This window comes from Paenarthrobacter sp. PH39-S1 (assembly GCF_030063245.1).
GTDB lineage: Bacteria > Actinomycetota > Actinomycetes > Actinomycetales > Micrococcaceae > Arthrobacter_M.
This window is the reverse complement of sequence record NZ_JASISR010000003.1, coordinates 13,754-26,708: the sequence shown is the minus strand read 5'-3', so window position 1 is coordinate 26,708 and position 12,955 is coordinate 13,754. Positions and strand designations below refer to the sequence as shown.

Annotated in this window: 15 protein-coding genes and 1 tRNA gene; 7 read left to right on the top strand and 9 right to left on the bottom strand. The window is 65.0% G+C overall.

Going from position 1 to position 12,955, the window contains the following annotated elements; all coding sequences use genetic code 11:
• Both QMG52_RS02660 and QMG52_RS02655 read right to left on the bottom strand, forming a co-directional pair.
• Positions 1 to 774, bottom strand: a complete 774-nt coding sequence (locus QMG52_RS02660; protein WP_283558893.1) for a VOC family protein — start codon at positions 772 to 774, stop codon at positions 1 to 3.
• Positions 775 to 947: 173 nt separating this feature from the next.
• Positions 948 to 1,436 carry a YajQ family cyclic di-GMP-binding protein gene (locus QMG52_RS02655; RefSeq protein WP_283558892.1) on the bottom strand — a complete coding sequence of 163 codons (489 nt, stop codon included), beginning with the start codon at positions 1,434 to 1,436 and terminating at the stop codon, positions 948 to 950.
• Between the two features lie 294 nt (positions 1,437 to 1,730).
• Here QMG52_RS02655 and QMG52_RS02650 point away from each other — a divergent pair, with 294 nt between their 5' ends.
• Both QMG52_RS02650 and QMG52_RS02645 read left to right on the top strand, forming a co-directional pair.
• Positions 1,731 to 2,006: a hypothetical protein gene (locus tag QMG52_RS02650; protein ID WP_283558891.1), complete on the top strand. Its 276-nt coding sequence runs from the start codon at positions 1,731 to 1,733 to the stop codon at positions 2,004 to 2,006.
• Positions 2,007 to 2,124: 118 nt separating this feature from the next.
• Positions 2,125 to 2,206: transfer RNA gene (locus QMG52_RS02645), tRNA-Tyr, on the top strand.
• 324 nt (positions 2,207 to 2,530) lie between these two features.
• On the opposite strand, the gene QMG52_RS02640 is transcribed toward QMG52_RS02645, so the two are convergent.
• Together QMG52_RS02640 and QMG52_RS02635 are read right to left on the bottom strand one after the other, a co-directional pair.
• Positions 2,531 to 2,764 carry a hypothetical protein gene (locus tag QMG52_RS02640; RefSeq protein WP_283558890.1) on the bottom strand — a complete coding sequence of 78 codons (234 nt, stop codon included), beginning with the start codon at positions 2,762 to 2,764 and terminating at the stop codon, positions 2,531 to 2,533.
• A 164-nt stretch (positions 2,765 to 2,928) separates the two neighbouring features.
• On the bottom strand, positions 2,929 to 3,150 hold the full coding sequence (locus tag QMG52_RS02635) for a hypothetical protein (RefSeq protein ID WP_283558889.1): 222 nt from the start codon (positions 3,148 to 3,150) through the stop codon (positions 2,929 to 2,931).
• Between the two features lie 289 nt (positions 3,151 to 3,439).
• Between QMG52_RS02635 and QMG52_RS02630 the strand changes: the two genes are divergently transcribed.
• Together QMG52_RS02630 and QMG52_RS02625 are read left to right on the top strand one after the other, a co-directional pair.
• Entirely contained in the window at positions 3,440 to 4,021 is a 582-nt protein-coding gene (locus QMG52_RS02630; RefSeq protein ID WP_283558888.1) for a GNAT family N-acetyltransferase, read from the top strand.
• A gap of 9 nt (positions 4,022 to 4,030) precedes the next feature.
• Complete coding sequence (locus QMG52_RS02625; RefSeq protein WP_283558887.1) at positions 4,031 to 4,528, top strand: GNAT family N-acetyltransferase; 498 nt, start codon at positions 4,031 to 4,033, stop codon at positions 4,526 to 4,528.
• Between the two features lie 105 nt (positions 4,529 to 4,633).
• Here the strand turns inward: QMG52_RS02625 and QMG52_RS02620 are convergent, their stop codons facing one another.
• Positions 4,634 to 6,745: a glycogen debranching N-terminal domain-containing protein gene (locus tag QMG52_RS02620; RefSeq protein ID WP_283558886.1), complete on the bottom strand. Its 2,112-nt coding sequence runs from the start codon at positions 6,743 to 6,745 to the stop codon at positions 4,634 to 4,636.
• A 65-nt stretch (positions 6,746 to 6,810) separates the two neighbouring features.
• Between QMG52_RS02620 and QMG52_RS02615 the strand changes: the two genes are divergently transcribed.
• From QMG52_RS02615 to QMG52_RS02605, 3 genes are all read left to right on the top strand, one after another.
• Positions 6,811 to 7,245: a MarR family winged helix-turn-helix transcriptional regulator gene (locus QMG52_RS02615; RefSeq protein ID WP_283558885.1), complete on the top strand. Its 435-nt coding sequence runs from the start codon at positions 6,811 to 6,813 to the stop codon at positions 7,243 to 7,245.
• 114 nt (positions 7,246 to 7,359) lie between these two features.
• A complete protein-coding gene (locus QMG52_RS02610; RefSeq protein ID WP_283558884.1) occupies positions 7,360 to 8,625 on the top strand; it encodes an MFS transporter in 1,266 nt (421 codons plus the stop codon).
• A gap of 148 nt (positions 8,626 to 8,773) precedes the next feature.
• Positions 8,774 to 9,190, top strand: coding sequence for a thioredoxin family protein (locus QMG52_RS02605; RefSeq protein ID WP_283558883.1), 417 nt, complete (start codon positions 8,774 to 8,776; stop codon positions 9,188 to 9,190).
• A gap of 29 nt (positions 9,191 to 9,219) precedes the next feature.
• On the opposite strand, the gene QMG52_RS02600 is transcribed toward QMG52_RS02605, so the two are convergent.
• From QMG52_RS02600 to QMG52_RS02585, 4 genes are all read right to left on the bottom strand, one after another.
• The gene (locus tag QMG52_RS02600) at positions 9,220 to 9,498 is read right to left on the bottom strand and encodes a putative quinol monooxygenase (protein ID WP_283558882.1); all 279 of its coding nucleotides are present in this window, start codon (positions 9,496 to 9,498) and stop codon (positions 9,220 to 9,222) included.
• Between the two features lie 135 nt (positions 9,499 to 9,633).
• On the bottom strand, positions 9,634 to 10,626 hold the full coding sequence (locus tag QMG52_RS02595; protein WP_283558881.1) for a DNA-3-methyladenine glycosylase family protein: 993 nt from the start codon (positions 10,624 to 10,626) through the stop codon (positions 9,634 to 9,636).
• Positions 10,627 to 10,785: 159 nt separating this feature from the next.
• Positions 10,786 to 11,973 carry an ArsB/NhaD family transporter gene (locus QMG52_RS02590; RefSeq protein ID WP_283558880.1) on the bottom strand — a complete coding sequence of 396 codons (1,188 nt, stop codon included), beginning with the start codon at positions 11,971 to 11,973 and terminating at the stop codon, positions 10,786 to 10,788.
• Positions 11,974 to 11,977: 4 nt separating this feature from the next.
• The gene (locus tag QMG52_RS02585; RefSeq protein WP_283558879.1) at positions 11,978 to 12,895 is read right to left on the bottom strand and encodes a LysR substrate-binding domain-containing protein; all 918 of its coding nucleotides are present in this window, start codon (positions 12,893 to 12,895) and stop codon (positions 11,978 to 11,980) included.
• Positions 12,896 to 12,955 lie beyond the last annotated feature (60 nt).

The following is a 12,955-nucleotide window of genomic DNA, read 5'->3' as shown; positions in this document are numbered from 1 at the left end:
TCAGACGTTTTCCTGATCGATCTTGAACATCGCACCCGTCGGGTCCGCCAGGGTTGCCAGACGTCCAAACGGAGTGTTCTCGGCCGGCTGGATCAGCTGGCCGCCCAATGAGAGCGCCTTCTCGATGGCCGCGTCGGTATTCTCGACGCCGAAATAGACCTGCCAGTTCGCCGGGACACCTTCGGGCAGGAAAGCCGATGCGTCCAAGATGCCGGCCTTGGCGCCCTCTGCGGCCCCCAGCGTGGTGTAGCGGAATTCAGCGGTATCACTCATGACGCTGGTTTCCCAGCCGAAGACATTTTCGTAGAATTTCACAGCCGTGGCGTAATCGCGGGTGTGCAGCTCATGCCATACCGCGGCGCCGGGCTCACCATGGGCCTGGAAACCCGTATGGCCACCAAACTGCCATACGCCAACGGCCGCGCCGGAGGCGTCACCGATCATCCCCATGCTGCCCTGCTCCGGTACCACCATCGGCGGCATAAAAATCTGTCCGTCGGCTGCCGTCACGGCTTCCACCGCGGCATTGATATCCTCCACCCGAAGGTAGGTTGTCCAGACATCCGGGTAACCGGACTGCCCGTCGTTCTTCATCAGGCCAGCCACGGACCGGCCGTCCTTGAACGCGGTGGTGTAGCCGCCGTAGGTTTCCTGATCGCCGACTTCATAGTCCCAGCCGAAGAGTTGGGCGTAAAAATCCTTGGCTTTGTCCGGATCCGAGGTCATGAGGTCGATCCAGCAAGGAGCACCGGGGGTGATGTCAGGGTTGGCCATGGGTGATCCTGTCGTGGGAGGGAAAGGGAGGCAAGTGCGACTCTATTCCGACCCACCGGCAGGATCAAGGGGTTGGCGGAAGCGGGCTCAGCCTCGAAGCCGGGGGCACACCGCGATGAAGGTGCGGGGCAACATCGTCATCGCGGGGACGCCCCGTCGTCGGCAGGCAGCCCTTAGCGGAAGTTGATGAACTGAAGGTCAGCATCCTCGAAGTTCTTCAACAGGGCCATCGTGGCTTGAAGATCGTCGCGGCTCTTGGAGCTCACGCGCAGCTCGTCGCCCTGGATCTGCGATTTCACGCCCTTCGGCGCCTCGTCGCGGATCAGCTTGTTGATCTTCTTGGCGATGTCCTGCTCGATGCCTTCCTTAATGGAGGCCTCCAGCCGGTATTCCTTGCCGGAGGCGAAGGGCTCCCCGGCGTCCAGTGACTTAAGCGAGATTCCGCGCTTGATCAGCTTGCTTTCGAAAACATCCAGCACGGCCTTCACGCGCTCCTCCGAGTTCGCCTTCAGCAGGATCTTTTCACCGCTGAAGTCAATTTCGGCCCCGATGCCTTTGAAATCGTAGCGCTGGGCCACTTCCTTCTGCGCCTGGTTCAGAGCGTTGGCGACTTCCTGTTTATCGACTTTACTGACGACGTCGAATGTTGATTCACTGGCCATGTGGTCCTCCACTTAATCGGAACTGATTGCACAAACGGTCTGGCTACTAGCCTAGCCGGGTGACCGAAGGCATGAGAGAGGGCGACGGCGGCAGCCGGCAGCGCCGTCGTCGAGCCTTAAGCTCGACGCACTTCGACGAGCCTGATTGCGGCAGTGTCCGAACGTGAATTGGGACAGTGCCGAGGCAGAGCGGTCGACGGTCACGGTGCAGCCGTTCACAGTCCGCTCCAAGCGGACGGTAAGCGGGAGCACAATCAGGTCAGCGAGTGTTGAACGGTCTAGGAGTTCGTCCCGATGAAGGAGATCAGTATGTCCACCGGAAAACCGCGCAGATACATCGTCAGGGGTGCAAAGGTCGCAGCTGGAACCATGCTTGCCGCGGCCACCCTGGCTGCTTCCACCGCGTTTTCCGGCGTTGGGACCTCAACGCCTTCTCCCGCAGCCGCGTCGTCCCGCATCGACGGCGTGCATGCGGATCTGGCCCGCGCCGTTGCCCTGCGGCAGGTGACGCAGGAGCAGGCCGGCCGGTTCGAACAGCAGCTGATCCGGCGCATCCAATCGGATGCATAACCGCGACCGGAAACGGACAGCGGCCCGATTCGATTCTTGGCCGAATTCCTAGTATTGTTTTAGTGCTTCCACTTGTTGGAAGCGATGCCGATCCGGACTTTCGGAACGGCAGGCCCGCGGCAGATTACCCGAGCGGCCAAAGGGGGCTGACTGTAAATCAGCTGGCAACGCCTTCACTGGTTCGAATCCAGTATCTGCCACCGCAGTAGCAGCACGGAATGCAGACCCGTTCGGATCTCTTCGGAGATCCGGGCGGGTCTTTTTCATTGCCCCTTGGCCCCGGACATCGGCACTGCCTTGCACGCATGGGCCGGACCATGCCTATCCCGTTCAGCTCAGCCGATGTGAGGATTTTGGGCTCGTCCTCATTTTCCGGGGTCGATGAGGGAGTTGTCGATGGGGCATCGCTGGTGGATGCGTCAAGGATTGACCATGTTCTGGGGCGGCGCTCGTCATGCGTCTGTGAGGGGGTGGAGAAGGTGTGAGCGGGCGGGAAGGAAGGGGTGACCGGCACGCACTCTACTCTAGGGCTGGGTTTCGGGCTCCGTCGGGCGGACTACATCGATGGGCCCGGTGAGGGCTTCCACCTCCGAGACGGACAGAAATGATGCTTCAGCCACCGCCTCAACGGAACCGCCGTGTGCTACAGCCTCGGATACGGCGTCCTGCAAAGTCATCGTCGCGGCGTCCCGCTCAAACTCAAGGGTTTCCAGATCCGCGGCTGCTATGCGGACTTGTTTTAGACTGTCATCACTCATGGAAACCGACCTTCATGACTATGGCCGACGTTACCCGTTGCCGAGGACTGGGCCTCGCTGCCGACGGCGAATGTTTACCCTAATCATAGGGTCTGATTTCCCCGATATACCGCCGCCGGCCGCGGTATATCGGCGCAGGCACCCAGCCAGCCTCCGCAGGCCTGCTACTCGATCTGGTAGCCGTCCTGCTGATGAACCAGCCGCCGTCCGCGTCCGCCGTCGAGCTGTATCCAGACCGTGCTGCGGTCCTCCGTCATGGCGTCCACTCGGCCGGTCAGCCGCCAGCCGTGCGGATCGATCAGGCAGATCGGCTCGTCCCGTTCGAGCGCCGGCCACGGACCTGTGGTCGCAGTGGGCTGCGCAGGGTTCTTGCTATGCCGTCTCATTTCTGCCTCTTCCATTTCTGCGCTTTCAAAGCCATCGCACCTTGCTGTCTAACCGAGCCAACGTCTTCAGTGTGAGGACCCGCAGTGAACCGCCGGTTAATACCCTGTGGACGGCAGCTGTCGCCTTCGGCGGACGGCAGCTGTCGCCTTCGGCGGACGGCAGTCGTCTGCGGCGGACGGCAGTCGTCTGCGGCTGGGGAGCAGTCGCTCTCGGCCGGCGGCCGTCGTCTGCGGCGGGCGGGCGCGCGGGGACTGTCCGCGCCGCGAACCGCAGGGTAGTCTCTGGTGAATGACAAGAAGCATCGGCGAGGACTTCTGCTCCGCCGGGACGGAGCACCTCCTCCTGCGCCGACCGCAGACGTCCGATCTGCAGGCGGTGCACCTGATCCATGCAGATCCCGCCACGAACGTGAATAATCCCGCTGGGCCGGACCTGGACATGGCAGCGAGCGCGCGTCGTTTGCAGGAGTGGATCGGACATTGGAATCGACATTTCTTCGGCTATTGGGCAGTGGAGAGCCTGGATTCCATGAAACCCGAGGGCGCCGCCGGCGTCATAGGATTTGCAGGCCTTCGCCTGACCCGGTGGCTGGATCAGAACGTGCTGAATCTGTATTACAGGTTGGCCCCGGATGTGTGGGGGAGGGGGTTTGCGGTCGAAGCGGCGCGGCACGCGTTGCTGCTCGGGGCACGGCATTTTCCCGATATCCCGGTGATCGCCAGGACGAAGCCGGAAAATATTCCGTCCCAACGGACCGCCTTGGCCGCGGGCCTGCTCCGCCGAAAGGATCTGGACCGGGATGACGGATCCGGACAATCTGTCATCTTTTCAACCCACACCCCGGAACGCACCGACAGGACCGCGCAGTAGTTGCAGCGGATGGCTGTTTTCACAACGGACCGGCTGATGCTGGATGAGATGACCAACGCCGACCTGGACGAAGTGGCGGCCCTGCTCGGCGATCCGTTTGTCATGCGCTACTACGCCGCCCCGCGTGACCGCGCCGGAGCGCAGCGCTGGATCGACTGGAACAGTGACAATTACCGCGCGCATGGCTTCGGTCTGTGGAAAATCACGACGCACGACGGCGGGTTCGTGGGGGATTGCGGCCTCACCGTGCAGACCGTCGATGGGGTCCAGGAGGTGGAGATCGGCTACCACGTTCGGGCGGAAATGCAGCGGCGCGGCTATGCGACGGAGGCCGCGCGGCGCTGCGTCGACTTCGCCAGGGAGCGGGAAATCCGGCGCATCATCGCGATCGTCCACCCGGACAATCTGCCGTCCCAGAAGGTGGCGGGGAACCTTGGCCTGACTTTGGAACGACAAACGGTAGACGACGGCGGTGCCGTTCAGCTGATCTTCGGCCGGACACTGTAGTCGGGTTTGTCCCGCGGAGCGCGGCCAACTGCTGTGCGCCGAGGCCAGCTGCTGTGCGCCGAGGCGGCCAGCGTCCCGTCGTCCCGTCGTCGACGAACCGGCCACTTAGTCCAAGGCGTCGAGAAGTGGTGCGGCGGCGGCAGCGGCCCAGGCCTGCGGGAAACAGGACATGGGGTACGGCACCGGGACGGGAGCCTGCCGCCGGGAATAGCCGGCGAACAATTCCGGGAGACGGTAGTTAAACGCTTCCGCCGCATCCAGCAGACCACCGGCAACCCGCCGAGCCGCGGCCACATGCCCGTCCTTGCGCAGCCCGGCCACAATGATGGCAGTGTCATGGGTCCAGACGGACCCGCAGTGGTAACTCAGCGGCCAGTAGCCGGCATTCGTTTCTGAGAGGGTCCGAATGCCGAAGCCGGTGAACAGATCCGGCGCCAGCAGCCGTTCGGCCACGGCACGGCTTTCGCCGGCGTTCAGCAGCCCCGTTCCCAGCAGATGGCCCATGTTGCTCGCGGCGCTGGGGACCGGACGTTTCTGGGCATCTAAAGCGAGGGCGGGGAAGCGTCCGGACTCGTCCTCGCACCAGAATTTGTCCCGGAAGCGGCGTTGAAGGTCTGTGCCCCAGGCCCGCCAGCGGGATGCGGAACGGCCGAAAGCCGTCAGCAGTGCCGAGCCCCCCATGGCCGCCTCGTACGCATAGGCCTGGACCTCGCAGAGCGCAATCGGACCGGATGCCAACGCACCATCAGGCCAGCGGATCGCGTCGGCGGAATCCTTCCAGCCCTGATTGGCCAGCCCCGTTCCGGTCGGATCGATGTATTCGAGGAAACCGTCGCCGTCGGAATCCCCGTACTCCACCATCCATTCCAGCGCTGCTTCACAGGGATCCAGCAGCACTTCCACCTCATCATCGGGGAGACCGGCCTGCCATGCGTCGTGCAGCAGGCAGACCCATAGCGGCGTGGCATCCACCGTACCGTAGTACAGCGGCGGGAGATGAAGGGCCGCGCCCTGGTGCTCGCTCGGAATACTGAAACCTCCCCGCCGCAGCTCGTGCAGGATTTTCCCCGGCTCCTGCGCCGTGGCGGGATCGTCCGCGGTGCCTTGAAGCGCCGCCAGCGTCCGCAGGGTACCGGCCACCAGCGCGGGATCGCGGGTCAGCAGAAGGCGTGCCGCCCAGAGCGAGTCTCGACCGAACAAGGTGAAGTACCACGGTGCCCCGGCCGCCAGGAACGTTTCTGCGGACCCCGACCCGGCGTGTTCGCCCGGTGCCGCCGGCCTGCGGACGGACAGACGCAGTCCGGCCAGGTCCGAGGAAGCTTGCGCCTCCAGCCCGACAAGCCTGTGGTCCGGTTTTTGGCCGCGGTTCTGGCCGGACTCCAGCTTCGGCTGCTGCCAGAGTGGTGCCGCCGTAATGGGCGAAAGCGGATCGGTCCCGGTCAGGTGCCAGCCGAACTCCGCGGCTCCGTGCGGCGACAGCGTGATGGAATGGACGATGGCGCCGACACCTTGCGCCACCGGGTTTGCTTTTGCGGTGCCCGGGTCGGCGGCGCGCGTATCCGTCGTACCCGCCGCGCTGGTTTCCGCGGTGACGACGGCCGACGAGCTGACGCCGTCGGCCCTGCTCCAGCGGTACGTTCCACCGCCGGTTTCGGGCCGGAGCGTCCAGGTTTTCATTCCACCCCGGACGCAGTCCATACCGGCAAGATCCGCGCCGAGGTGCAGCCCCAATTCCATCGTGACTGCCGTTGAAAGGGCGGACGCGATACGGATGGTTTCGTGGATTCCCTGCGGCGTGACCAGCAGGGACCTAGTCACCTCGCACGGCGGCGACAGCACGGCGCGACCCGTGCCTCGGAACATGAAGCGGGCCTCGATCAGCTGGCCACCTGCCGCCGGCCTGGCCTGCGCAGTGATGGCCTCCGGTTCCTGGCCGTCGATGGTCACGATGGCACAGGAGAGGATCCGTGTGTCGCCAAGGTAGGCGCCTTGCGCCGCCGTGGGACGCAGCTGTCCATCAGCACCGAGCCAGAGCTGATACGGGGCGGCGACCGCCGCTACCAGGGTGTGCAGCAGCGGCTGCCGGGAAGGGACGTCGTCGTGTCCGTCGTCGTGTCTGTTGTCGCGACCGTCGTCGTTTCCGTTGTCGTGGCCGTCGCCTCCGTCACCTTGCCTGTCATGGGTGCGGTCGTCGTAGCTGTCATCGGTGCTGGCCATAATTCATTCCACCACTTCCATCGCATTTTGACACTTAGGCAGACTAACTATTAGGCTACCTAAATATGACAGATGAAACACTGCATGTGCTGGCCGGCCGCTACCGGGAGAGCCTTCGCCGCGCCGTGTACCTGATCAGGTCGCTGGACGCCGAGGGGGAGCTCAGCACCGGGCAGGTCAGCACCCTGAACATCGTTGCTGAAGGGTCCGTCCGCGTCAGCGAGATCGCCCGCAAGGCCGGCGTGCGCGTTCCCAGCGCCACGGAGCAGATCATTAGGCTGGAAAACGCCGGTCTGGTCAAGCGGACCCAGGACGTGAAGGATGCGCGCGCTGTCCTGGTCAGCCTGACCGCGGCAGGCCGCGATGCTCTGGAAGCCGCTAACCATGTCCGCAACGCCTTGCTTGGCGCCGGGTTGGCGACGCTAACCCCTGCCGAGCAAGACGCGATTGCCCACGCAATTCCGGCAATGAACAAACTCAATGCGGCCATGACCGGATAGTCGGTGGCCCAGGAGTCGGGCGGACGACTGGACGCAGCAGCCGGCAACCGACCGGCCGAAGCAGGGCATTTTGCAGCCCTAAATATTTTGCAGCACTACGCATAAGGAGGAACCGTGGCAGCCAACAGGGCAGCTAACACGACCCAAGGAGTTGGGGAAACAGGCGTAACTGACGCAACAGACGAAATAGAAGACACGCTGCGGGCGGAGAAAACGTCCATGCTCCAACAGCCGAAGGCTGTCTGGGCCGTGGCGCTCGCGTCCGTCTTCGCCTTCATGGGCATCGGGCTGGTGGATCCGATCCTGCCGGCGATCGCGGAAAACCTGCAGGCCACGCCAAGCCAGGTTTCTCTGCTGTTCACCAGCTACTTCCTGGTCACCGCGGTGGCCATGCTCATTACCGGGTTTGTGTCCTCGAGGATCGGCGGTAAGAAAACGTTGCTGATCGGGCTGGGCATCATCGTGGTGTTCGCCGCGCTTGCCGGAACATCCGGAGATGTGTTCACCCTTGTCGGATTCCGCGCCGGCTGGGGGTTGGGCAACGCGCTCTTCGTCGCCACGGCCCTCGCCGTCATGGTCGGCGTGGCCAGCGGCGGCAGTGCCACCGCCATCATCCTCTACGAGGCGGCCTTGGGACTGGGTCTTTCGCTCGGCCCCCTGGTGGGGGCGCTGCTGGGCGGCTGGCAGTGGCGCGCGCCGTTCTTCGGCACCGCCACCTTGATGGCCGCGGCGTTCATGGCGCTGATGATACTGCTGCCCAAGACACCCGCTCCGGACAAGCGCACCCGGCTGCGTGACCCGCTGCTGGCCCTCGCGCACCCCGGGCTGCGGACCACGGCGGGCAGTGCCCTGTTCTACAACTACGGCTTCTTCACCATCCTGGCATTCACACCGTTCATTCTTGGCATGAATGCGTATGGGATTGGCGCTGTTTTCTTCGGCTGGGGCGTCGCGGTGGCCGTGTTCTCCGTGTTCGTTGCTCCCGTGCTGCAGCGCCGCTTTGGTCCGGTGAAGACTCTGCTGGGTTCCCTCGGCGCATTGCTGCTGGTGCTGGTGGGGTTGGGCCTGGCGGCGGGACATTCCGTTCCAACGATTGTGGTGCTGGTGATCATCGGCGGTGCCCTGCTGGGCATCAACAACACTCTCTTCACCGAACTGGCCATGGAGGTCTCGGATTCGCCGCGGCCCGTGGCCAGTGCCGGATACAACTTCGTCCGCTGGCTGGGCGGCTCGATTGCCCCCTTCGCCGCGGCGAAACTGGCCGAGCACTTCGGCGCCCCGGTGACGTTCTACACCGCCGCCGCCGCACTGCTGATCGGCATGCTGATCATTGTGGGTGGCCGCAGGTACCTGGCAGCGCACGCCCCGCACGGGGTGTAGCTCCATCGGGACGGGCCGATAGGTGACGACGGCGGTCCGTTCCGTGCCCGCACACAGAACGGACCGCCGTCGTTATTCCCACTCACGCGGTCAGCGAAATCCGCCGCCGTCACTGGTGCCCTCGCATCGCCTGCCGTAGCGTTAAGGCATGGCTACAGTTGATATCACGACAGAATCATTCGGATCCACCATCGAGGGCAATGACATTGTCCTGGTCGATTTCTGGGCGTCCTGGTGCCAGCCGTGTGTGCGTTTCGCGCCGACCTACGATGCCGCGTCGCAGCAGCACGACGACGTTGTCTTCGCCAAGGTCGACACGGAGGCCGAGCAGCAGCTCGCCTCCGAGGCCAACATCACTTCGATCCCGACGCTGATGGCCTTCCGCGAAAAGGTGCTGGTCTTCTCCCAGCCTGGCGCGTTGAACGGCCCGCAGCTCGATGAGGTCATCACGGCCGTCAAGGCGCTGGACATGAAAGAGGTCCACGACCATGTGGCCCGGCAGCAGGCCGAGGCTCAGGCTCCTGCCGCTGAAGGCGACGGCGCAGCCGCCGGCGAGATCATCTAAGGCTTCCGCATCAGAATGCAGTGCCCCCGTCAGCTTCGGTCGAGCTGCACGGGCTCGGCCAGCAGTGCGCTGAGGGACTCGTTGAGGTCCTGCACGGCGATGCCCTGGCTGTGTTTGTCCAGATCCGCCGCCGATTCCCACTGCTCCGTGAGCACAATGCGTTCCTCGCTGTCTTCGGTGATTTCGTAGCGCAGGCAGCCGGGCTCCGTGACGACCTGCTCGATCGCAATCTCCAACGCCAGTTTCACACGGACGTATTCGCCGTCATTGGGGACGAAGGTGGCCGTCAGATCAATGGTTTCACTCATGGAACCAGCCTAACCGGGGTTTCCGATCGCCTCTTGCCGCTGATTTGGACAAGTGCCCTGTGAATGGACAAGTGCCGTGGAAATTCCCACGGCACTTGTCCATTTCCGCGGCGTGCCGCGGAGCAGCCCCCGGGGTTAGTGCCGGCGGTGATCCTGGATCGTCATCCGCGGCCCAAATGCGGGCTTGCGGAATCCACTCAGCCCCAGCATCCGCACCACGCGCTGGCGGTGCCCGCGCCATGGTTCAAGCAGCTCGCACATGCCGGCGTCGTCCACCGGCAGCCCGGTCAGCGCCCGGCCGACGAAAGCCGCCAGATGATAGTCACCGACCGAGATGGCATCCGCGTCGCCGTGGGTCCGTTGGGTCACTTCCGCTGCCGTCCAGATGCCGATACCTGGAATGGTCTGCAGTTTGACCGCGGCCTCGGAAGCGGAGAGCGCGGACAGGCGCTCCAACGACGACGCCACGCGGGTCACGCGCATGACCGTTGCCGAGCGCTGCGGGCCCACTCCCGCCTCGTGCCAGTCCCAGGATGGGATCCGGGCCCACTGTTCCGCGGTGGGGGCGACCATCAGACCGGCAGGAACAGGGCCGTTGACCTGCGCACCCGGCGCGGGTGAGCCGAACTTCTGCACCAGATACCGGAAGCCGTGGCGGGCCTCCTTCATCGTAACCTTCTGCTCCAGCACCGCGGGGATAATGGCATCCACCATGCGGCCGGTGGCCGGCAGGCGCACTGCGCGGTTCCGCCGTCGGGCCTGGGTCACGAGGCGGGGGAGTGTTGCCTGGAAATCCGGGTGGTCGAAGCTTGTCCAGTCATCGCCGGCGCCGAGCAGAGCCGGCACGCTTGCCAGCGCTGGAGCCGCTCCCGGACCCCAGGCCCGCGCCGTCACCGCTTGTTTTCCTGCCCCTTGTGTCCCTACCCCGCTGGACGTGACCGTGAGCCGGATAGTGGCGGCCCCAGTCGGAGTGCCGAAGCCCAGCCACGCAACGCTGCCGGCGAGCATGATCGTGCGGTCCGCGCCCCCGCGCGGGAGTATCCCGAGTGTCTGGCCCAGATCGAATGGACCTTGGGGCTGCCACACCACATCCGGCGCATCGGGCTCCAGAGTGGAGGCTACGGTCATCCCTCCATGGTCGCATGCGCGGCCGGGCAGCGGCGATTTCCGCCGTGCGTCCTGCGGCACTTTCCCTTCGGGATAAAGGCCTTAACAGCGAGGGGCGTCGCGGTCGCAGGCGGAGTTTGCGATGAACGGGTGTGAAGGCCAGGGGGCTGGACGGGCCGTTCAGGCAGGCAGGCCGGCGCTGAGCCAGAGCGAGAGGACCGCCAGTGGAACGACGACGACGACGGCGGCCAGGCCAGCGAGGGCGAACCCGCCCCAGGAGATGCTGAGCCCCAGGGATTTGAGGCGTTCGTGCCAGAGCAGCGTGGCCAGCGAGGCCCACGGCGAAACGAGTGGCCCCATGTTGACGCCGATCAGCAGGGCGGCCAGCCGGACGGGTGAACCCGCCACCGGCTCCAGTGCCAGATAGGCAGGAAGATTGTTGACGCCGTTCGCCGCCAAGGCCCCGATTCCGCTGAGACGGAGCAGGGACGTGAAGCCGTCCCCGTGACCGGACACCTGCGCCAGCAGCGCGGCCAGGCCATGCGTGTGCAGGGTCTGCACCACCATAAACAGCCCGATGGTCAGCAGCAGCGGTCGCCACGGCACCATGCTCCAGCGCACGGCGGCGTGCCGGCGAACGAAGAAGAGGGCCAGCAGGAAGAGCGCGGCGATACCGGACGGGATGAACACCGGGACGCCGGAAACGAGTGCGGGCAGCAGCAGCAGCACGATCGCACCAGCCGTGACCAGCAGCGGGCGGTCGGCGTCCGTCGCTCGGGCCAGCGGACCGTATCTGCCGCGCAGGTCCCGGCGAAAAATCAGCCACAGTATGAGGACCGGAAGCAGGACGCCGACAACGGACGGCGCCCAGACCAGGGCGGCAAAACGCACCGGCGAGGTATCCAGCTGGTGCTGCGCCAGCAGGTTGGTCAGATTGGAAACCGGCAACAACAGGGAGCCGGTATTGGCCAGCCAGATGGTGGTTAGCGCGAAGGGCAGCGGCGGGATCTTGGCATGAATGGCCAGCAGCACCACCACCGGAGTCACCAGCACGGCCGTGGAATCGAGGGAGAGGAACACCGTGCTCAGGGTGGAGAGAAGGACGACGAAGAGCCACAGCACCAGCACCCTGCCCCGGCCGCCGCTGTTCAGCCCACGCAGGGCAATCCACCCGGTGAGCGCGCGGAAGACGCCGGCCGCGTCGGCCAGCTCGGTCACCAGCGTCATTGCCGTAACGAAAAGCAGGATCGGCACGGTCCGTCCGGCCAGTGCCAGGAAATCCGGCCACGGCAGCGCGCCGGAGGCGAGGCAGCCCGCACCGGCCAGAAATACGACGGCGGGGATGGCCACATTGCGCGGGATCGTCACCACGTCACCATTTCACCGCCCCGGCTCCGGTGAGCTCCGCGGCACGCTTCAGAACCTCGCGGCACGCCAGGATGGCCGGCCGGCGCCGGCTGGCACTGCGGGCCGACGTGAACACGGTGCGGCGCGGCTGACCGGGAAGCTCAAGCAGCCGGACCGTCGTCGTGCGCCCCGTCCAAACCAGATCGGGCATCAGGGCGACGGCGTTGCCGGACTCGATCAGACGGATCTGGGCCTGCAGGTCGGCAGTCTCGTAACGGACGTCCGGCTCGAATCCCGCCTGCCGACAGGCCTGCTCGGCCCAATGGCGGGAGGCTGCGCCGCGCGGCTCCATCACCCAGGGGAGCGGCGCCGTGTCCGCGAGGGAGCCGATCGCCTCACCGCCCGGTGCCGACGGCGGCGTGGCGAGGCGGATGGCGTCACTGGTGAGGGTGACGCGGTCGAGCTCGGGGTACCGGGGGGCGGCATGGCCGGGATACTGCTCCGCGATCACCAGATCGAAGTCCCTGGCCCATGTTTCGTAGAGGGCCGTCTCCGGCTCCTTCTGCGTCATTTCGATCCGGACGTCCGGATATTCGTGCCGCATGATGGTCAGCGCATCCGGCATCAGCGCCAGCGCCGCGGATTGAAAAACGGCCAGCCGGACGGTTCCGGTCACGTTAGTCACTGATGCCGCCAGATCCGCTTCCGCGCGTTCCAGGGTTTCGAGCAGTTCGGATGTGTGGTCGATCAGGATTTGTGCCTGCGGCGTCAGCTGCACACGGCGCCCCGATTTTCGAAGCAGCTGGACGCCGGCTTCCTTCTCCAGAAGGGCCAGCTGTTGTGAGACCGAAGACGGACTGAAGTTCAGCGCCTCCGCGACCCCTGCGAGAGTTCCCCTGATCTTCAGCTCGCGGAGCAGACGCAGGCGGCGCACGTCGAGCATCGTTGTTCTCAATCCATCGAAGAGGCTAATGATTATTGATTAGAAAAGATCGCTTTTCCT